The organism is Bacillus sp. ISL-47, from assembly GCF_018613175.1.
In the GTDB taxonomy this organism is placed as follows: domain Bacteria; phylum Bacillota; class Bacilli; order Bacillales; family Cytobacillaceae; genus Cytobacillus.
Map to the genome: position 1 here is coordinate 120547 of NZ_JAGGQS010000035.1, position 19746 is coordinate 140292.

General features: G+C 41.3%; 16 protein-coding genes and 1 pseudogene. 13 read left to right on the forward strand and 4 right to left on the reverse strand.

Annotated elements, in window-relative coordinates; translation table 11 throughout:
• Positions 1–102 precede the first annotated feature (102 nt).
• Positions 103–795, reverse strand: a complete 693-nt coding sequence (gene ric, locus J7I93_RS12565; protein ID WP_214726206.1) for an iron-sulfur cluster repair di-iron protein — start codon at positions 793–795, stop codon at positions 103–105.
• Between the two features lie 397 nt (positions 796–1192).
• On the opposite strand from ric, the gene J7I93_RS12570 reads away from it, so the two are divergent.
• From J7I93_RS12570 to J7I93_RS12580, 3 genes are all read left to right on the forward strand, one after another.
• Positions 1193–2458 (forward strand): molybdopterin molybdotransferase MoeA, encoded by a 1266-nt coding sequence (locus tag J7I93_RS12570; protein ID WP_214726207.1) that lies wholly within the window; start codon positions 1193–1195, stop codon positions 2456–2458.
• Positions 2446–2991 carry a molybdopterin-guanine dinucleotide biosynthesis protein B gene (gene mobB / locus J7I93_RS12575; protein WP_214726208.1) on the forward strand — a complete coding sequence of 182 codons (546 nt, stop codon included), beginning with the start codon at positions 2446–2448 and terminating at the stop codon, positions 2989–2991. The genes J7I93_RS12570 and mobB overlap by 13 nt, the downstream gene beginning before the upstream one ends.
• A gap of 135 nt (positions 2992–3126) precedes the next feature.
• The gene (locus J7I93_RS12580; protein ID WP_214726209.1) at positions 3127–3843 is read left to right on the forward strand and encodes a YwiC-like family protein; all 717 of its coding nucleotides are present in this window, start codon (positions 3127–3129) and stop codon (positions 3841–3843) included.
• A 30-nt stretch (positions 3844–3873) separates the two neighbouring features.
• Here the strand turns inward: J7I93_RS12580 and J7I93_RS12585 are convergent.
• A pseudogene (locus J7I93_RS12585) lies at positions 3874–4566 on the reverse strand (Crp/Fnr family transcriptional regulator).
• A gap of 278 nt (positions 4567–4844) precedes the next feature.
• On the opposite strand from J7I93_RS12585, the gene argC reads away from it, so the two are divergent.
• From argC to argF, 7 genes are all read left to right on the forward strand, one after another.
• Positions 4845–5876 (forward strand): N-acetyl-gamma-glutamyl-phosphate reductase, encoded by a 1032-nt coding sequence (argC, locus tag J7I93_RS12590; protein WP_214726210.1) that lies wholly within the window; start codon positions 4845–4847, stop codon positions 5874–5876.
• 13 nt (positions 5877–5889) lie between these two features.
• Positions 5890–7122 carry a bifunctional ornithine acetyltransferase/N-acetylglutamate synthase gene (argJ, locus tag J7I93_RS12595; protein ID WP_214726211.1) on the forward strand — a complete coding sequence of 411 codons (1233 nt, stop codon included), beginning with the start codon at positions 5890–5892 and terminating at the stop codon, positions 7120–7122.
• Between the two features lie 11 nt (positions 7123–7133).
• Complete coding sequence (gene argB / locus J7I93_RS12600) at positions 7134–7907, forward strand: acetylglutamate kinase (RefSeq protein ID WP_214726212.1); 774 nt, start codon at positions 7134–7136, stop codon at positions 7905–7907.
• A complete protein-coding gene (locus J7I93_RS12605) occupies positions 7904–9061 on the forward strand; it encodes an acetylornithine transaminase (protein ID WP_214726213.1) in 1158 nt (385 codons plus the stop codon). The genes argB and J7I93_RS12605 overlap by 4 nt, the downstream gene beginning before the upstream one ends.
• Positions 9062–9138: 77 nt before the next feature.
• A complete protein-coding gene (locus J7I93_RS12610; RefSeq protein ID WP_214726214.1) occupies positions 9139–10221 on the forward strand; it encodes a carbamoyl phosphate synthase small subunit in 1083 nt (360 codons plus the stop codon).
• On the forward strand, positions 10214–13351 hold the full coding sequence (locus tag J7I93_RS12615) for a carbamoyl-phosphate synthase (glutamine-hydrolyzing) large subunit (RefSeq protein WP_214726215.1): 3138 nt from the start codon (positions 10214–10216) through the stop codon (positions 13349–13351). The genes J7I93_RS12610 and J7I93_RS12615 overlap by 8 nt, the downstream gene beginning before the upstream one ends.
• Positions 13348–14304 carry an ornithine carbamoyltransferase gene (gene argF / locus J7I93_RS12620; protein ID WP_214726216.1) on the forward strand — a complete coding sequence of 319 codons (957 nt, stop codon included), beginning with the start codon at positions 13348–13350 and terminating at the stop codon, positions 14302–14304. The genes J7I93_RS12615 and argF overlap by 4 nt, the downstream gene beginning before the upstream one ends.
• Positions 14305–14342: 38 nt before the next feature.
• Here argF and J7I93_RS12625 read toward each other — a convergent pair whose 3' ends face one another.
• Positions 14343–15155: an undecaprenyl-diphosphate phosphatase gene (locus J7I93_RS12625; RefSeq protein WP_214726217.1), complete on the reverse strand. Its 813-nt coding sequence runs from the start codon at positions 15153–15155 to the stop codon at positions 14343–14345.
• A 199-nt stretch (positions 15156–15354) separates the two neighbouring features.
• Here J7I93_RS12625 and J7I93_RS12630 point away from each other — a divergent pair, with 199 nt between their 5' ends.
• Both J7I93_RS12630 and clpB read left to right on the forward strand, forming a co-directional pair.
• The gene (locus J7I93_RS12630) at positions 15355–15534 is read left to right on the forward strand and encodes a YjzC family protein (protein ID WP_110065343.1); all 180 of its coding nucleotides are present in this window, start codon (positions 15355–15357) and stop codon (positions 15532–15534) included.
• Positions 15535–15809: 275 nt separating this feature from the next.
• The gene (gene clpB, locus J7I93_RS12635; protein ID WP_214726218.1) at positions 15810–18407 is read left to right on the forward strand and encodes an ATP-dependent chaperone ClpB; all 2598 of its coding nucleotides are present in this window, start codon (positions 15810–15812) and stop codon (positions 18405–18407) included.
• Positions 18408–18492: 85 nt separating this feature from the next.
• On the opposite strand, the gene J7I93_RS12640 is transcribed toward clpB, so the two are convergent.
• Complete coding sequence (locus J7I93_RS12640; protein WP_214726235.1) at positions 18493–18684, reverse strand: DUF2929 family protein; 192 nt, start codon at positions 18682–18684, stop codon at positions 18493–18495.
• Positions 18685–18930: 246 nt separating this feature from the next.
• Here J7I93_RS12640 and J7I93_RS12645 point away from each other — a divergent pair, with 246 nt between their 5' ends.
• Positions 18931–19668, forward strand: coding sequence for a serine aminopeptidase domain-containing protein (locus J7I93_RS12645; RefSeq protein WP_214726219.1), 738 nt, complete (start codon positions 18931–18933; stop codon positions 19666–19668).
• The last annotated feature ends 78 nt before the right edge of the window (positions 19669–19746 follow it).

The window sequence follows — 19746 nt, forward strand, 5'->3', positions numbered from 1 at the left end:
GAGCCGATTTTATTATTAGGCTATGTTAAAGCTATTATCGGCTAGGCGTACGAAGCAAATAAAAAATCTGCAGCTGAAAGTTCTGCAGATTTTTTATTTGCATTAAATATATCGAGGGAACAGAATGTTATTTTCCAGGTGAACATGCATAAAAGTCTGTCCTTCCAGGTCTTCCAAGCGTTTATATACTAGGCGGTAAGATCCGCAGGCATCTGCTGGCGGTGCAAAATCAGAAGTAATATCCCGCAATTCTTTTAAGATTGCGCCAGCATGGTCATGTTCTTTTTCAAGTTCTTGTATATAGCTAATCATTTCTTCGCGATTTTCAACTGCAGGATCCTCGAGCTTTAGAAGCAATGGAAAAACAGTCTCTTCTTCCTTTGCAGTATGTTCAAGCAGCTCCTTCTTAAGTTCAAAAAATAATTCGTGTACTTTTAACAGCTCCTCATGCCCTCCGCCGTGTACTCTTGCAACTTTTGTAACATACGGGCTTAATAGTGTAAGCTCTTCCTCAAGCGGTCGATGGTATTGTTTGATGACGTGTTCAATAATTTCTTCGGAAGTACTTTCAGTCCAAACCTTTAAATCTTCTTTTTGGTTTTCTTTTTGAATTACCTCATTTAGTTCTTCCAAAAGCACTTGCATATCTGCAGATTGTTCAACAGCTGCTCGAAGCAATGGAATATTACCGCCACAGCAGAAATCAATACGATAGCGCTTAAACACATCGCTTGTCTTCGGGAATTCATTTACAATATCTTTTACGAGACGATCCTCTGTAAGTTGCATGGTCATTGATTGTTCCTCCTTTAATCTTATGAACTATATCTATAGAATAAAGGAAGATGAGAGGCAGTTTGGTGATGGGCATCACACTTGAAGGCTTTTTTTAATTTTTTTTCTGTAAAACCATACAGGCAAAGAAAGTCTCCATATGTGTGATGTTTGTCATGCAGGGACATTTCATGTACGTTTATAATAAAAGCTATGTTACTGCTTATTGTTGATTTTAGCACCTGTTGATTTCCGCTGCGGGCACTTGCTTTCCGCAGGGAGCGTTAGACCGCCTGCAGAAAAAGATAATCCCTAGGCTTAAATCAACAGGTAAGTTAAACAGGGCCATAGTAAAAGAAGCAGAAGAAGGGCATTTCCAGGCTTTTTTGAGAAATTCGTAATACATAGGAGTGATAGAATGTTGGAAAAAAGAACTCCCATTCCGGTCGGGGAAGCAGTTGAAAGAATAATGGCTTATCAAAAAAGCGGAAATATGGAGTATGTCTCCATTAATGATAGCTTTGGCCGCTTCCTTGCAGAGGATTTAAAGGCAACCAACGATGTCCCACATTTCGATCGATCCCCGTATGATGGGTTTGCGGTACGGTCAGCAGATACAAAGGAAGCCTCAACGGAAAATCCAGTGGAATTTGAAGTAGTGGACCATATTGGTGCGGGTCACGTTACTTCCAAACAAGTGGGCGCTTATCAAGCTGTTAGAATTATGACAGGTGCGCAAATGCCTGAAGAATGTGATGCCGTTGTCATGCTGGAATTGGCAAAAGCATATGAAAGAGACGGGAAACATTATATGTCCATCAAGCGGGCTTATAATCCTGGAGATAATGTTTCCTTTAAGGGAGAAGATGCCAAGGAAGGAGAGTCCCTGGTCAGAAAAGGCACAAGGATAAATCCTGGCATTCAGGCTATTCTTGCAACATTTGGATATGCTGAAGTTCCTGTTGCCAAAAAGCCTGTCATTGGGCTGTTTGCTACAGGTACGGAGCTTTTAGAGGTAGATGAGCCATTGGAGCCAGGAAAGATCAGGAACAGCAATGCCCACATGATTTCGGCACAAATAGACAGAGCTGGAGGAGAGGTTATTTATTTCGGCAAGCTGCCTGATGAATTTGATACCTGCTTCAATGCTGTTAAAGAAGCATTGGATAAAGTCGATATGCTGATGACGACAGGCGGTGTGTCAGTGGGGGATTTTGATTATCTTCCTGCCATTTATGAAAAGCTTCAGGCAGAGGTCCTCTTTAACAAGGTTGCAATGCGTCCGGGAAGTGTTACGACAGTTGCCCAGTATAGAGGCAAGCTTCTGTTTGGGCTTTCAGGCAACCCTTCTGCCTGCTATGTTGGCTTTGAACTCTTTGCAAGACCAATCATACGCAAAATCCTTTTTGCTGAGAAGGCACATTTGAGGAAGGAAAAAGCCGAGCTTGTAGCGGATTTTCCAAAAGCAAATCCCTTTACACGGTTTGTCAGAACGACACTGAATTATTCTAATGGAAGGCTTGTAGCCGCTCCAAGCGGAGTGGATAAATCAAATATTGTCATGAGCCTTGCCGGTGCCAATTCATTAATGATCCTGCCAGGCGGCACAAGAGGGTATGGCAAAGGGGATGAAGTAGAAGTCTTATTGCTGGAGGACCATGAAGGAAGCGAATGGCCATGGTAAAGGAGCCTGTTATCTTTCAGGTCTCCGGCTATCAAAACAGCGGGAAAACTACCCTTGTTAACACATTAATCTCCGGCTTGAAAAAAGCGGGTGCTTCAGTTATAACTATTAAGCATCATGGGCACGGAGGAAAACCTGAAGTTCCAGTCGGAAAGGATGCCAGCAAACATATTGAATCAGGTGCCGCTGCTTCCCTTGTTGAAGGGGGAGGGAGGCTCCTTATCCAGGCAGAGAAAAAAGATTGGAGCCTCGAGGAACAGATCGGCATTGCTTCACTGCTTCACCCGGATATAATCATTATTGAGGGGCATAAGCAGGCTCCATTTCCAAAGGTACTCCTTTTAAGGGATGCAGACGATCAGCATTTGATTCAGCAATTAACAAATATCCAGGCCGTGTTTTACTGGAATGAAGAAGGGAAGAGTCTGGAAGATGGGGGGCTGAATGTTCCATTTTTCTGTATCCATGACCTAGAGGGCCCTGATTATCTCATTAATTATTTGAAGAGCAGATTAAAGAGCCGACCTAACTAATATTTAACCCTCTGGTGTAATTGCCAGAGGGTTTTTGAACGTTCTGTGGCAGAGGGGCCAGAGTGATAAGCCTCACTTATTTTTAAGGAGAAAAGTTATATAGTATAGGCAGAAAGCAATGGGGAGGAAGAATAAATGAAATTATTTTTGCCGAAACAGCATGGAGCTTGGGCAATGCTGATCCTGCCTTTTTGGCTTGGAGCGGCAGCGTCAGAGGTTGTTTGGTCCCATATCCCCTTTTTTTTAGGGTGGACTTTATTATATTTGGCTACTTATCCATCCCTTCTTTTGTTTAAAAGAAAAAAAATGGCCTATTATGCAAAATGGACAGCTATTTATATGGTGCCAGCCATATTGCTGCTGATAGTTCCATTAACGGCAAGACTATCTATCATTCTATTTGGATTTCTCATGATTCCCTTCTTTATCATAAATGCATATTATTCATCAAAAAATCAGGATAGAGCGCTGGGAAATGACTTTAGTGCAATTTTTGCATTTTCAATAGCAGGACTGGCGAGCAGCTATTTGCCCAATGGAGAAATTACAGCGCTTTCCTTGACAGTATTTGCAGCCTCTATCTTATTTTTTGCAGGCAGCACCTTTTATGTGAAATCTATGATTCGGGAAAAGAAAAACCTTTCCTTCAGGTGGATTTCGTGGATTTATCATGCGGCAGTCCCGCTTGTTTGGCTGATGATGGGTGAATGGATTATAGCAGTCTCGTTTCTTCCCAGTCTATACAGATCTATCGCATTTTATGGAAAGGCATTTTCTCCTAAAAAAATTGGTATTTTTGAGATCGCAAATGCAGCCATTTTCTTCGTCCTGATATTAATAGCGATTAACTAAAAAAAAGCCGGTCTGATTAGACCGGCTTTTCTATTCAATATTGCAAATATCAACAGGACAGTGTTCACATTCAATTTCCATTTTCAAATAATCAAGGTCAAGAATAGTTATTATTCCCTTATTAATAGAAATGGCTCCGGTTTTCCGCAATTCGCTTAAAAGGCGATTTACTACTTCCCTGGAAGTTCCGCAAAAATTGGCCAGTTCCTGATTCGTAAGTGCCACATCTATTACAATTCCTTCTCGAGATCTAGCCCCATAACTATTGGAAAGACGAATCAAAGTGGAATACAGGGCTCCTTTTTTTCCGTGCAAGATCAAATCCCTGAATTTCGTCTGGGTTTTCCGATGCTGAAGGCTCATCCACTTCATAAGCTCCAAGGCCAGCTTATTATCCTTGCTTAATTGATCCTCAAGTGCCTCTTTGTATATAACGGCAGCTTCACCGCTTTCAGTTACTTTAGCATTTAACATATATTTTGGCGAGGAAGAAAACAAAGATAACTCGCCAATCAAATCTCCTTCTGTACACATACGGACTGTTAATTCGCGGCCATCAGGAATAATTTTGCCTACCTGCACTTTCCCGCTCAAGACGATATACAGCTCTTTGGCCTCTGACCCTTCATGAAACAAGAAACTTCATTTTTCAATTTTTACTTTATGGTGAACGGCCAGCAATAATCCTTTTAGCTCTGCTGATATCCCTGTCATTGGCTGCATGTTAAAACCACCTTTTCCCTAAATCATGTCCGTGGGAAAACGAACTTAGTCCGGATAAGTAAACACAAGTATCGGAACTTACTTTTGATTTAAAGGGAAAAATGCAATGCAGTCAACCTTTTCACTAATAAAATTGAAATCAGTATTTTAAGAATGTTTAAAACTTCGGGAAAATAGGTTGCAATTTTTTACTGCAGTTTCTATAATAAGAGGAACATAAATTTATAAATATGTATAGTGTTGATTAAATATACAATATAGCAAGGAAGGGAGCAATTATGAACGTTTCAATTATCGGAACAACCGGATATGGAGGTGCGGAATTGCTCCGCATCCTGCAGCACCATCCTGAATTCAACATAAAATCAATCCATTCAACGAAGGAAGACCTCCCCATTTCGAACGAATATCCGCATTTATACGGAATCATGGACAAAGCTTTACAAAAAATTGATCCCGATCAAATTGCAAAGCAATCAGAAATGGTCTTTCTGGCTACACCCTCAGGGATATCAGGAAAACTGGCTGAAGAATTCTCGGGGAAGGACATTAAAGTAATTGACCTTTCAGGTGACCTAAGAATTCCAGCAGGTGAATATCTTGAGTGGTATAAACACGAGCCTGCTAACGAAACCCTTGTCGAAAAAGCTGTATATGGGCTTTCAGAATGGCATCATAATGAAATAGCTGCGGCTGAATTAATTTCCAATCCCGGCTGTTACCCAACATCGACACTGTTAAGTCTGGCCCCGGTTGTAAAAGAAAACTTGATAGACCCAACAGGTATTATTGTGGACGCTAAATCCGGGGTATCTGGGGCAGGAAGGTCACTTTCAAGAACTTCAAGCTATGCGGAAGCAAATGAAAATTTGCGTGTGTATAAGGTAAACCAGCATCAGCATACACCGGAAATTGAACAGCAGCTCATGAAGTGGAATGCCGGAATAAAACCCATTACCTTCACCACCCATCTCCTCCCAATTACAAGAGGAATCATGACAACCAGCTATGTACAATTAACAAAAGAATATACTACTTCACAGATTCTTGAGCTATTCCAGTCAGTCTATGAGAAACATCCATTCATACGCATACGGCCGGAAAATACTTTTCCTTCTGTAAAAGAAGTGGCAGGCTCCAATTATTGTGATATAGGTGTACATGTTGATTCGCGGACAGGAAGGTTAACAATAGTTTCAGTGATTGATAATTTAATGAAGGGCGCAGCAGGGCAGGCTGTCCAAAATGCCAATATTATGAGCGGGCTGGATGAAGCAGCAGGCCTTGGATTTGTTCCGCTCTACCCATAAGGAGGAATAGCAAATGCCAACATTATCACAAACTGCAGAAGTAACAGAACTATCCTCAGGAAGCATCATTACACCAAAGGGCTTCACTGCAGCCGGCGTACATGCAGGGCTGCGATATTCAAAAAAGGATTTAGGGATTATTTTAAGTGAAACTCCTGCACATTGTGCGGCCGTTTATACAACAAGCCATTTTCAGGCTGCCCCGCTAAAAGTGACACAGGAAAGCATTGCTTCGGAAGGTCTTCTCCAGGCAGTCATCGTTAACAGTGCATGTGCAAATGCGTGTACGGGGGAACAAGGGCTAAAGGATGCCTATCAAATGAGAAATTGTGCTGCAGGCAAGTTCAATTTAAAGGAGCAGCATGTAGCGGTAGCCTCAACAGGTGTTATTGGTGAGTATATGCAAATGGATAAAATTGAAGCGGGCATTCAGATACTGGAACCTGGCAGCGAAACGGTTCATTCAGAAGATTTTCAAACAGCCATTTTAACGACTGATTTAGTGATGAAAAAATGCTGTTATGCGGCAGTCATCGATGGAAAAACGGTCACAATGGGCGGTTCGGCAAAAGGATCGGGGATGATACACCCGAATATGGCGACCATGCTCGCATTTATTACGACTGATGCAAACATAGAAAGCAGTCATTTGCAGACAGCTTTAAAGCAGGTTACTGATCGGACGTTCAATCAGATTACTGTTGATGGAGATACATCAACCAATGATATGGTGTTAGTAATGGCCAATGGAAAAAGCGATACAGATAAGCTTTCCCCGGATCATCCTGATTGGGATATATTCTTGCAGATGCTTGCAAAAACAAGCGAAAGCCTTGCCAAGCAGATAGCAAAGGATGGAGAAGGAGCGACAAAGCTAATCGAAGTTGAGGTATCAGGAACAGAGACTGACGAAGACGCTAGGATGGTTGCCAAACAGATTGTCGGCTCCAACCTGGTCAAAACGGCAATTTATGGAGCGGATGCAAACTGGGGCAGGATTATAGGCGCCATCGGGCAGAGTCCGGCAAATATTAATCCGTTTTCAGTCGATATCGCTATCGGCCCAATCATAATGCTAAAAAATAATGAACCTCAGGCATTCTCAGAGGAAGAAGCAAAAAAATACTTAACAAATCCTACTGTACAAATTTCGGTTGACCTCCATCAGGGTGAAGGAAAAGGAAAGGCATGGGGCTGCGATCTATCCTATGATTATGTCAAAATTAATGCAAGCTATCGTACTTAGGAGGTTGCCAATTGAAGAGTATAGTCATTAAGTGCGGCGGGAGTGTCATGGAAGAATTGGGAGATTCATTTTTTAAGAGTCTGTCAGAACTGAAGAATCAGGGATATCAGCTTGTTTTTGTACATGGAGGAGGTCCTGCCATCAACAAAATGCTGGATCTCTATCAGGTGCCCCATGAATTTATAAATGGTCTAAGGAAAACGACTTCAGAAGTAATGGAAGTTGCAGAAATGGTATTGGCTGGCGATTCAAACCGCAAGCTTACCGCCATGCTCGAAAAGCACGGATTTAAAGCATTTGGAGTAAGTGGAAGTGATGGAGGATTATTTAAAGGAGAGTTTCTGGATCAGGAGAAGCTTGGAATGGTTGGAGAAATTACGAGTGTTAATCGCTCCGTTCTTGAAATGTTATTCAGTGAAGATCTAGTTCCTGTGATAACACCCATTGCAGCTGCGAAAGATGGTACAAAGCTGAATGTTAATGCCGACTATGCAGCGGCCGCAGTTGCCAGCGCCATTCATGCTGAACATTGTATCTTTGTAACAGATGTAAAGGGAATCTTCATTGACGGCAAGATTTCCCCTCATTTGGATACAGAAGAAATTGAACAGCATATAAAAGATGAAAAAATAACAGGCGGGATGATCCCAAAGGTAACTTCGGCAATGAAGGCAATCAGCAAAGGCTTAAATAGTGTAATGATCGTATCAGGCAAGGATAAGTTTTATGAAAATGGCAGTTGGGTCGGTACGAATGTTTCTGCCAAAATGGAGGTTTTCAAATGAGTTATCTATTCCCGACATATGGCCGGTGGGAAGTGGAGCCGGAATCAGCAGAAGGAAGTTATTTAATCGATAAAACCGGAAAACGTTATTTGGATTTCACCTCGGGGATTGGGGTTTGCAATTTAGGGCATCGTCCACCTGCAGTACAAGAAGCAATCAGCACCCAGTTGAATAAATTCTGGCACGTCTCGAATTTGTTTGTACAGGAAAAGCAGGAAATTGCCGCAAAATATCTATCAGAAGCATCTGGCATGGATTATGTTTTCTTTGCCAATAGCGGAGCTGAAGCAAATGAAGCAGCAATCAAGCTCGCAAGAAAAGCAACAGGGCGCCAAAAGCTCATCACTTTCCAGCAGTCTTTTCATGGAAGAACCTTTGCAACCATGGCTGCTACAGGCCAGGATAAAATTAAAAAAGGGTACGGATCCATGCTCGAGACATTTAAATATGTTCCCTTTAATGATTTTAGCGCTTTAAAAGCTGAGATCGATGGAGAAACAGCTGCTGTTATGCTTGAAATTGTCCAGGGGGAAGGCGGCATTCATATAGCTGCGCAGGAGTTCCTTGAGAAAACCGAACAGCTATGCAAAGAAAACGGGGCACTCTTAATTGTTGATGAAATTCAGACAGGTATAGGCAGAACAGGAAAGGCTTTTGCATTCCAGCATTTTAATCTGGATCCTGATATCATAACTTCAGCCAAAGGGCTGGGTAGTGGGTTGCCAATCGGTGCAGTGATTGGGAAGAAAGAATTAGAAGAAGTTTTTGGACCAGGCAGCCACGGCTCAACATTCGGGGGTAATCCGATCAGCATTGCAGCCGCTATTGCTACACTGAAAACCGTTTTTGAGGAAGAATTTTTAAAGGATGTGCAGGAAAAGAGCGTCTATCTGTCTAATAAATTGACAGAACTGCTTGAACCGATCCCAGCGGTGAAGGAAGTACGCCAGCTTGGAATGATGATTGGCATTGAAACAGATGTAAATCTTCCATCCTTGTTAAAGGAGTTAAGGGAAAAGGGGTTGCTGGCCTTGCCGGCAGGGGAAAATGTATTGCGCTTGCTGCCTCCTCTGACTGCAACAGCAGCAGAAATAAATGAAGCGGCCGAAACTCTTAAATCCACACTATTGGAATACTCTAAATCAGCTGTGTAGGCTGTATTATTTTTCATTAAAATGCATAAAAATTAGTAAGTTCATATAAATATACAGATAGCTTCGAGGTGTTGATAATGGAAGGTTACCTTCATTTAAAAAGCGGCCATTCTTATAAGGGCCAGTGGCTGACAAATCAGCCTGAAAAGGATATAGAGGGAGAAATCGTATTTTTTACAGGGATGACAGGCTACCAGGAAGTTTTGACAGATCCTTCATATAAAGACCAAATTATAGTTTTTACGTATCCTTTGATCGGAAATTATGGGATCAATGAATCAGATTTTGAGAGCAAGAAACCTCATGTGGCCGGGGTTATTGTCTATGAAGGAAGCAAAAGCCCTTCCCATTATAAATCAGCCTATACATTGGAGGAATATTTGCAAAAATGGAACATCCCCTTAATGGGGCATATGGATACAAGGGCTATCGTAAAGAAAATCCGTGCAGAAGGCAGTATGCCTGCAAAAATGACCTTAAATGAGAGTGCAGGAGCCGAATCATTTCTACTCCATAAAGATAAAAAGGTTTGTAAAGTTTCTTCAGAAGTGATTGAGATTCATGGTGAAGGAAAAAACCATGTCGTGGTAATTGATTTTGGAGCAAAGAAATCAATCGTAGACTCTTTACTAAAAAGATCCTGCAAGGTCACATCCGTTCCTTTTAACACAAAAATGGAAGAAATAAAAAAATTAAACCCTGATGGAGTAGTGCTTTCCAATGGGCCAGGAGATCCAAAGGAACTAATAGGCATATTGCCGGAAGTGAAAAAAATACTGGAGCAGTATCCAACATTGGGTATCTGCCTGGGACACCAGCTGGCAGCATTGGCTTTTGGCGGAAATACCAAAAAGCTGTCATTCGGCCACAGGGGAGCAAATCACCCGGTTGCAGATATGAAAAAGGGCACTGTTTTTATGTCCTCACAAAACCATAGCTATGTGGTGGATGAAGAAAGCTTAAAAGCTACAGGCTTTAAAACACGATATGTAAATCTGCACGACCAGTCAGTTGAAGGCCTAATGCATCAAATGCTGCCAATCCAGACTGTCCAGTTCCATCCGGAAGCCCATCCGGGACCGGCAGACGGAGATTATATTTTTGATGAATTCATGATCATGATAAAAGCCGAGAATAGGAGAGTTTTTGCTTATGCCTAAAGACACCAGTATCCAATCCATTTTAGTGATCGGCTCAGGCCCGATTGTTATAGGCCAGGCCGCAGAATTTGATTACGCAGGCACACAGGCATGTGCGGCTTTAAAAGAAGAAGGCTATAAGGTTATCCTCGTAAATAATAATCCGGCCACCATTATGTCTGACAAGGCTTTTGCAGATAAAATTTATTTTGAGCCGCTGACTGCTGATAGCCTTGAAAAGATTATCAGCAAAGAACTTCCCGATGGGCTGCTTGCCACTCTGGGAGGTCAGACCGGCCTTAATTTGGCTTTTCAGCTGAGTGAAGCAGGCGTTCTGGAGCGTTATGGAGTGAAGCTTTTGGGCAGCAGCATTGAATCAATTAAGAAAGGCGAAGATCGTGAAGCATTTCGAAAATTGATGAAGGAACTTAATGAGCCTGTTCCTGAAAGCATCATTGTCCATGAAATTGAAGATGCCATTCAGTTTGCCCGTGAAATAGGATTTCCAATTATTATCCGCCCTGCTTACACTCTTGGGGGAACAGGGGGCGGCATAGCCGAGGACTTTGATGAATTAACTTCCCTGGTGGAGAGCGGCTTAAAAGAAAGTGCCATTAATCAATGCCTGATCGAAAAGAGCATCGCGGGCTTTAAGGAAGTTGAGTACGAGGTAATGCGTGATTCAAAGAATACATGCATCACTATTTGTAATATGGAGAATATCGATCCTGTTGGGGTCCACACAGGTGATTCAATTGTAGTCGCCCCATCGCAGACCTTAACGGATGATGAATATCAGATGCTTAGGTCAGCTTCTATAAAGATTATATCTGAGCTTGGAATTATTGGCGGGTGCAATATTCAATTTGCCTTAGATCCTAACAGTAAAAATTATTATTTGATTGAAGTAAATCCTAGGGTTAGCCGCTCATCGGCTCTCGCTTCCAAAGCAACAGGCTATCCCATTGCCAGAATGGCTGCAAAGCTGGCGGTCGGGTATAACTTATCCGAAATTATCAACCCGGTTACAGGTGACACATTTGCAAGCTTTGAGCCTGCTCTCGATTATGTCATTGTAAAATTCCCAAAATGGGCTTTTGATAAATTCCCGTCTGCAGACCGCAAGCTGGGTACTCAAATGAAAGCAACCGGGGAAGTAATGGGTATCGACCGTAATTTGGAGAGGGCTCTAATGAAGGCAGTTCATTCACTTGAAGGAAAAGGCATTGACCTCAAGAATCCCGCATTATCCGCTAAAACAAACGAAACTCTTGAAGAATTGCTGAAAAAACAAACGGATGAGAGATTCTTTATTTTGATGGAATTAATTCGGAGAGATTATTCTTTAGAGGTATTGCATAACATCACCAAAATAGATTATTTTTACCTAAATTTATTCCAGGGGCTTGTGGAATTCGAAAATAACATTGCTGCTTTAACATTTGAGGAAGCAACAAAAGAAGAACTCCAGATTTTTAAGGAAAAAGGGTTCAGTGATAAATATTTGGCAATGGAATGGAAGACATCTGAGCAAGCAGTCAGGAATAAACGCAAAGACTTGGCTATTCTGCCAGCATACAAAATGGTCGATACATGCGCTGCTGAATTCGAAGCGCATTCCAATTATTATTACTCAAGCTATTATGGTGAAAATGAACAAGTAAAAACTGATAAAAGGAAGGTTCTTATTATCGGAAGCGGTCCAATCCGGATTGGCCAGGGCATTGAATTTGATTATTGTTCCGTCCAAGGAGTGTTTGCTTTGAAAGAAGCTGGTGTTGAAACGATCATGATCAATAACAACCCTGAAACGGTCAGCACCGATTATACAACTGCAGACAGACTTTATTTTGAGCCATTAATACTTGAAGACATTTTAAATGTTATCGAAGCAGAGGGAGTAACAGAAGTTATTGTCCAGATGGGTGGACAGACGGCGTTGAATCTGGCAGCAGAATTGGAAGCATACGGCCTGACCTTGCTTGGAACTGACTCGAAAACAATAGATGCATTAGAAGACCGCAAGCTTTTTTATAAGCTTCTGGATGATTTGGAAATTCCACGTCTTGAAGGTGATGTCGTCTATTCTGAAAACCAGCTATATGAAGCTGTTGAGAAAATTGGTTTTCCTATTTTAGTCCGTCCTTCATATGTAATCGGCGGCAAGGGGATGGAGCGCATTGGATCAGTTTCTGAATTGGAAAGCTATTTAACCAAAGGGGATGTCCCTTATCCGATTCTCATCGACCAATTTATGCATGCTTCAGAAGCTGAACTAGATTTAGCAGCTGATGGAAATTATATTTGTGTACCGGCCATTATGGAGCATATTGAAAAAACGGGAGTCCATTCGGGAGATAGCATGTCAGTTCTTCCTCCCCAGAATTTATCAGAAAATGTACAGAAGAAAATGCTCTCGTATGCAAAATCAATTGTTCAAAAGCTTCAATACAAGGGGCTCATGAATATCCAGTATATCGTTGATAGAGAAGACGTGTATATTCTTGAAGTAAACCCGCGGGCAAGCCGTACCGTTCCTATTATCAGCAAAGTCACAGGTGTTCAGCTGGTACAAATTGCGACAAAAATATTGCTTGGGAAATATTTATTGTCGAAGGATGAAATACCTGTCACTGAGAACCTTCCATTTGTTTGTGTTAAATATCCGGTATTTTCAAATTACGCTTTGAAAGGCTTGGATTCCAAAGTCGGCCCTGAGATGAAATCAACTGGAGAGGGTATATCCCTTGCACCAAGCTATAAAGAAGCCATAAGGAAATCCTTCCATACAGGATTAAAAAACACCTTGAACAGGAAAGTAGTTATAGCAGCAGATTTGAATCCTGATGAGCTTTCCGATTATTTGAAAGAAGCAAAAGCCGAGGCGGTTTATTTAAAAGAAAATGAAGATAAATGGGATATTAAGGAAACACTTGCTTTATATAATCCTAATCAGCAGGAAAAAGATAGAAGAATGAGGGAAATGGCCACTAAGAACAGGATTTTAACCTTTACTGAAAAAGAAACCCTAATTGCACTCCTGAAATCAATGTCAGTTGAGGAGTGGGATGTTCAATCAATCGAGGATTGGCATCAAGCAAAAAGCAACAACCATTCAGCATCTCCAATAAAGGAAGTGAGCGTATTATGATATCAATTCAGGCGGCCGAAAAGAGTCTTAATATAACAGGAAAGGATTTTTTAACTCTTGCCGATTTTTCGTCTGAGGAAATTAAAGGCCTCTTAGAAAAAGCAAAGCAATTAAAAGATGCACATTTGCAAGGGGAAACATCTTCCCCTCTTAAAGGAAAAATTCTCGGGATGATCTTCGAAAAATCATCAACCCGCACGAGAGTTTCGTTTGAAGCAGGCATGATTCAGCTGGGAGGCCATGCCCTCTACCTTAATAGCCAGGATTTGCAGCTGGGAAGAGGAGAGAGCATTGCGGATACCGCCAAAGTACTGTCGCAGTACGTTGATGCTATCATGATACGCACTTTCTCGCATGAAAAGATAAAACAACTCGCCCATCATGCAACAATTCCGGTAATTAACGGCCTGACAGACCTATACCACCCATGTCAGGCATTGGCCGATCTTTTAACCATACAGGAGAAGAAAGGAACCTTGGAAGGGCAAACACTGGTTTATGTCGGTGATGGCAATAATGTAGCGCATTCACTGATGATTGCTTCCGCTAAAATGGGCGTTAATATCACCATTGCATGCCCGGAAGGCTACGAGCCAGACCCATCAGTTCTAAAGATATCAAAAGAATTCGCGGCACAAAGCGGTTCCGAAGTTAAGGTCTCCCATAATGCTGAGGAAGCAGTTAAAGATTCCGATGCGATTTATACAGACGTCTGGACGAGTATGGGACAGGAAGCCGAAAATGAGCAAAGGCTTAAAGATTTTGCACAATACCAGGTTAATGAATATCTTGTCCAAAAAGCTAAAAAAGATTACGTCTTTTTACACTGCTTGCCTGCTCATCGCGGTGAGGAAGTCACAGCAGGAGTCATTGACGGCAGCAACTCTGAAGTCTTCCAACAGGCAGGAAACCGGCTCCATGTACAAAAAGCGGTTCTTTCAGAAATTTTATAATAAGAAAGCCATCTCCAGCTGGAGATGGCTTTTGCATATTAAGACAGAAAATAAACTAGTGGCCCTACAATAAAACAGTAAATGGCAAAATATTTCAGATTCCCTTTAGCCATAATGTTCATAAACCACTTCAGGGAGAAGTAGGAAGCAACAAGAGATGCAAAAAAGGCAAGTGTATAAGGTAGGGCATAGTCAGTTAAATTCGGGTCTTTTATAATATCGTTAAAGCCCAGAATCATACCGCCGACACTTACGGGTATATACAGCAGGAAAGAAAATCGTAAAGCTGTTTCCTGTTTCATCCCAAGACCCATTGCCGCAACGATTGTTGCGCCAGAGCGGCTGATGCCCGGTATTAGGGCAACTGCCTGGGCAAGGCCTACGATAATCGCATCTTTCACGGATAATTCAGCATCATTCTTGCGGCCCTTCATATTACGGATTAGCCACAGCGCAAGACCGGTAACAATAAGTGTTATGCCTACAGTTTTAATGCTCGCGAGATTCTCATCAATAAAATCTTCAAATAATATTCCAATTACACCTGCAGGTATCGTTCCAATAATTAAGTAAATAATAAATCGAAAGTCAGCTTCCGCCCGTTTATCTTTTGTCGTAATATAAGCAAGCCCATTGCTTATCAGCCTCATAATATCTTCGCGATAGATAATTAGAACAGCAAATAGCGAGGCAGTATTTACGAGCAATGCGAAACTCATGCCTTTAATTTCAAGCCCGAAAAAATACTCAGCAATCTCCAAGTGTCCACTTGAAGAAATCGGAATTGGCTCGGTAAAACCTTGAAATAGTCCTAAAAATAAATATTTCAGCAATAAGAAAAAATCTTCCACTTATAAATCCTCCAACTATGAAATCTCATACCTTCTCATTTAACTATAATAAGCACGAATGTGTAAAGTAATAACAGGCCTATTGCAAAAATAAGGAAAATAAATTCTTATTAGGAAAGCCAATGCCAATAGTTACACACATGAGGAAACCTTGAGTGGAAATAATAAAAAATGATTTAAGATTAAAGGAGGTATTTGCATGGGGCAAAATAGACAATTTAAGCCAGGGCAAAAAGCGCCGAACAATGGAATTTATATTGAAATCGGTGAAACAGGAAGCAACGTCAATAACCCTCAAATGCTTAAATTGAGAGCCGGAGACCAATTTCCGGAGGCTTCCAACCATAACCGCGTCTGGACATATAAAAGAAAGCCTTAAATCTGATTAGCCATTAGCAAAATGGGGAAAAAGCATAAGAAACTTCTCGAGCCATCCCATTTGTGGATGGCTTTCAGTTTTTTGCAAATCGTCTTAACTTTTCGCTGTTTGCCTCCTTTCAATCTGACTAATCAACCTTGCCACATCTCGCTCCATGGAGGATAAAGCATTGCTAACCATCTTAAAGCATTTGACTGCAGAAAACTTTACATAAGCAGAAATTGGATTATAATAAAAGTAAAGGTCAAAGAAGGTCAAAAAGGAGGGCTCTTATAATGGATCTTAATCGAATGACAGAGCGGATGCAGGAAGGATTGTTGAATGCACAGTCAATTGCCACAAGGGAACATCATCAGGAAGTAGATGAAGCCCATTTATTCCTGGCCTTAATGGATCAGGAGGATAACCTGATTAAATCGATCCTGTCTAAATTACAGATTCCTGCCGATTCTTTCATAAATAAAATGCATGAAGCTTTACGGAAAAAACCCCAAGTGTCAGGGTCAGGAGCTGAACAAGGCAAGCTGTATATTACCGGTAAATTGCAGCGCCTCCTGGCAGAAACGGAAAGGTTTATGAAGGAATATGAAGACGAATACATGTCTGTAGAACATGTTTTTATAGCATCAGCTGCAGAAGCAGAATCGGACTCGGCAGCCATTTTAAAATCATATGGTATCAATAAAGAAAAAGTGGAGAATGCCATTAAGGAAATCAGGGGGAATCAAAGAGTGACATCTCAAAATCCAGAATCCACATATGAAGCATTGAAAAAATACGGAAGAGATCTTGTTGCAGAGGTTAAGGAAGGGAAGGTTGATCCGGTTATCGGCAGGGACAGTGAAATCCGACATGTGATTCGCATCCTTTCAAGGAAAACCAAGAACAACCCTGTTCTCATCGGTGAACCGGGTGTAGGTAAAACAGCTTTAGTAGAAGGCCTGGCACAGCGGATTGTCCGCAGGGATGTTCCAGAGGGCTTAAAGGACAAAACCATTTTTGCATTAGATATGAGTGCCCTGATTGCTGGTGCAAAGTTCAGGGGTGAATTTGAGGAAAGATTGAAGGCTGTTCTGAATGAAGTGAAAAAAAGCGAAGGCAGAATCCTCCTTTTTATCGATGAACTGCATACAATTGTGGGAGCAGGTAAAACCGAAGGAGCCATGGATGCAGGGAATATGCTAAAGCCAATGCTTGCGAGAGGAGAACTGCACTGCATTGGTGCGACAACACTTGAAGAGCACAGGAAATATATTGAAAAGGATCCGGCACTTGAACGTCGCTTTCAGCAGGTGTTAGTACAGGAGCCGGATGTAGAAGATACCATCTCCATTTTAAGGGGTCTAAAAGAGCGTTTTGAAATACATCATGGGGTCAATATTCACGATAGAGCCCTGGTAGCTGCTTCAACATTATCCGATCGCTATATTACAGATCGCTTTTTGCCGGATAAAGCGATTGATATAGTTGATGAGGCATGTGCCATGATTAGGACGGAAATCGATTCCATGCCTTCTGAATTGGATGAAGTAACAAGGCGGGTAATGCAGCTGGAAATTGAGGAAGCTGCACTAAGGAAAGAAAATGATGAAGCAAGCAAAGCAAGGCTTTCTGTTCTCCAGAAGGAGCTTGCAGAATTAAAAGATCAGGCCAACAGCATGAAAGCAAAATGGCAGCTTGAAAAGGAAGGCATTCAGAAAGTGCAGGAAAAGCGGGAACAGCTTGAAAAAATGCGCCGGGATCTGGAAGAAGCCGAAAATAATTACGATTTAAATAAGGCTGCCGAACTTCGCCACGGAAAAATCCCTTCTCTGGAAAAAGAGCTAAGGGACATGGAAAATGCCGTTAATGAGAATCAAGGTGAGAGGCTTTTAAGAGAGGAAGTTACTGAAGAAGAAATTGCTGGCATTGTTGCAAGATGGACTGGGATTCCAGTCGCAAAGCTTGTAGAAGGAGAAAGGGAGAAACTTCTGCGGCTCGAAAGCATTTTACACGAGAGAGTAATTGGCCAGGATGAAGCTGTCCAGCTTGTTTCTGACGCAGTTTTAAGAGCCAGGGCAGGTATAAAAGATCCCAATCGTCCGATTGGTTCATTTATTTTCCTGGGACCGACCGGAGTAGGGAAAACAGAGCTCGCTAAAGCCCTGGCTCAATCACTGTTTGATAGTGAAGAGCAGATTATTCGGATCGACATGTCCGAATATATGGAAAAACATGCTGTTTCAAGATTGATTGGAGCACCTCCGGGGTATGTAGGATATGAGGAAGGCGGACAGCTTACAGAGGCAGTCCGAAGAAAGCCTTATTCTGTTATCCTGCTGGATGAAATTGAGAAGGCCCATCCGGAAGTATTTAATATCCTGCTTCAAATGCTCGATGATGGACGGATCACAGATTCGCAGGGAAGGACAGTAGACTTTAAAAATACTGTCATTATCATGACTTCCAATATCGGTTCTCATTTTCTGCTGGAACGTTCAGAGAGGGAAGAAATAAATGAAGAAACCAGAAGCAAAGTAATGGGGAATCTGCGCAGCCATTTCCGTCCTGAATTCTTAAACAGAGTGGACGAAATGATCTTGTTTAAGCCTTTGGCGCTGAATGAAATAAAAGAAATTGTTTCTAAATTAGTAACTGAGCTCAAATCAAGATTATCGGACCAGCATATTAAGCTTAGTATAAATGAGAACGCAAAGGAATATATTGCAGAAAACGCATTCGATCCTGTCTATGGAGCAAGGCCGCTGAAGCGTTTTATCCAAAGAAATGTAGAAACAGCCCTGGCAAGAAAAATAATAGCAGGACAAATCCAGGACCATAGTGAAGTTGTTATTTCTGCTGACAGCGGAAAAATAGAGCTAGTGATAAAATAAATCCGGCTAAATTAAAAGAATCATCCTGACAGACGTCAGGATGACTCTTTTAAAGTCGGCATAATCTCTGAAGAATTGCCTCTGATTAGTGAAGTCCTTCTTTCCCAGCTGGCCCCTCAGGAATAATCGAAGCAACAACAAAAATTAGGATAGATGTTCCAACTGCCAGGATGCTGCCGGTTACAAAATCATAATGCGCTCCAAGCATCGAAGAAACCACGTACGTTAACATTTGAACAAGAAGGAAAGTCCAGAAAAATGTCCAAAAGAATTTCATCCATTTCACCTCTAACATAATTAAATCCCTTTTCATATTAGCATAAGCTGTTCAATAAATAAATTGATTTTTACAACATACACAAGTACTTTTCAGTGGATGGTCCTATTAAGAGGAAAACGAAAATATAAAAAGAAAGCTGGAAGCTGGCAGGATGTTGAACTTGTCTAAAACTGGGCAAATCTCCCTTTCATTTTATTTATATATACATACATTATTATGAACAAACTGCAAAGGAGTTTTACTATGGAAAGCCGGAACTTTCAATTGGATACCGAATGGTGCATGATTCATTACCCAGATAAACCAAGTGGTTTCGGAATTCTGATTATTGGGGATGATAGGCACTTTGTTGATGAGAACAGCAGCTTTTGGACACAAAATGAAGGGAAGCACTCATTAATCAGGAAACTTAGGGAACAAGGCTATACCGTTTTTTATTCCAACCTTTACGGGAGAAACTGGGGCAGTGATAAAGCAGTCGATAATGCTAAATGTTTATACGAGCATATAGTCCGAACAGAAATTATAAATGAAAAAATTCACATTATCGCTGAAGGTATGGGATCTCTCGTCGCTCTAAAATTAATCCGTGCAATGGACCAAATGATACGTTCAGCGGTACTAATTAATCCGATAGTGTCATTAAAGCATCATTTAGAACAGGAAAAGGAGCATAAATTCTTTTATAAAAAACTTTTAAAGGAGCTTGCATTTTCTTATGAAATTGAGACTGGGAAAATAGCTGACGTACTAAGCAGCCATGAAGAAAATCTCACAGAAGGACTTAAAGTCCCTGTTAGAATCATTCAAATTCTTTCAGGTGGAAGAGCATATAAGCAATCAGACTATTTGAAAAAAAGGTCTGTAAAATGGGAAAATGAAAATGCCCCCATAACTGTTTTTTATATGCTTCCTGACAAAAAACAGCGGATTTCTTCTCAAATAACGAGCTTCTTTAGAAAATATGAAAAGGAGCTATAGCAGTCGCCTTTGTGATGCTAAGAAATAAATACAATCCCTAAAGCATAGGATACATTGAGTATGCTTTGAGGAGGATAA

What these genes read in the sequence shown, in the direction of transcription:
- ric (WP_214726206.1), bottom strand. Translation starts at nt 795, where the DNA reads ATGACCATGCAACTTACAGAGGATCGTCTCGTAAAAGATATTGTAAAT.
- J7I93_RS12570 (WP_214726207.1), top strand. Translation starts at nt 1,193, where the DNA reads ATGTTGGAAAAAAGAACTCCCATTCCGGTCGGGGAAGCAGTTGAAAGA.
- mobB (WP_214726208.1), top strand. Translation starts at nt 2,446, where the DNA reads ATGGCCATGGTAAAGGAGCCTGTTATCTTTCAGGTCTCCGGCTATCAA.
- J7I93_RS12580 (WP_214726209.1), top strand. Translation starts at nt 3,127, where the DNA reads ATGAAATTATTTTTGCCGAAACAGCATGGAGCTTGGGCAATGCTGATC.
- argC (WP_214726210.1), top strand. Translation starts at nt 4,845, where the DNA reads ATGAACGTTTCAATTATCGGAACAACCGGATATGGAGGTGCGGAATTG.
- argJ (WP_214726211.1), top strand. Translation starts at nt 5,890, where the DNA reads ATGCCAACATTATCACAAACTGCAGAAGTAACAGAACTATCCTCAGGA.
- J7I93_RS12605 (WP_214726213.1), top strand. Translation starts at nt 7,904, where the DNA reads ATGAGTTATCTATTCCCGACATATGGCCGGTGGGAAGTGGAGCCGGAA.
- J7I93_RS12610 (WP_214726214.1), top strand. Translation starts at nt 9,139, where the DNA reads ATGGAAGGTTACCTTCATTTAAAAAGCGGCCATTCTTATAAGGGCCAG.
- J7I93_RS12615 (WP_214726215.1), top strand. Translation starts at nt 10,214, where the DNA reads ATGCCTAAAGACACCAGTATCCAATCCATTTTAGTGATCGGCTCAGGC.
- argF (WP_214726216.1), top strand. Translation starts at nt 13,348, where the DNA reads ATGATATCAATTCAGGCGGCCGAAAAGAGTCTTAATATAACAGGAAAG.
- J7I93_RS12630 (WP_110065343.1), top strand. Translation starts at nt 15,355, where the DNA reads ATGGGGCAAAATAGACAATTTAAGCCAGGGCAAAAAGCGCCGAACAAT.
- clpB (WP_214726218.1), top strand. Translation starts at nt 15,810, where the DNA reads ATGGATCTTAATCGAATGACAGAGCGGATGCAGGAAGGATTGTTGAAT.
- J7I93_RS12640 (WP_214726235.1), bottom strand. Translation starts at nt 18,684, where the DNA reads ATGAAATTCTTTTGGACATTTTTCTGGACTTTCCTTCTTGTTCAAATG.
- J7I93_RS12645 (WP_214726219.1), top strand. Translation starts at nt 18,931, where the DNA reads ATGGAAAGCCGGAACTTTCAATTGGATACCGAATGGTGCATGATTCAT.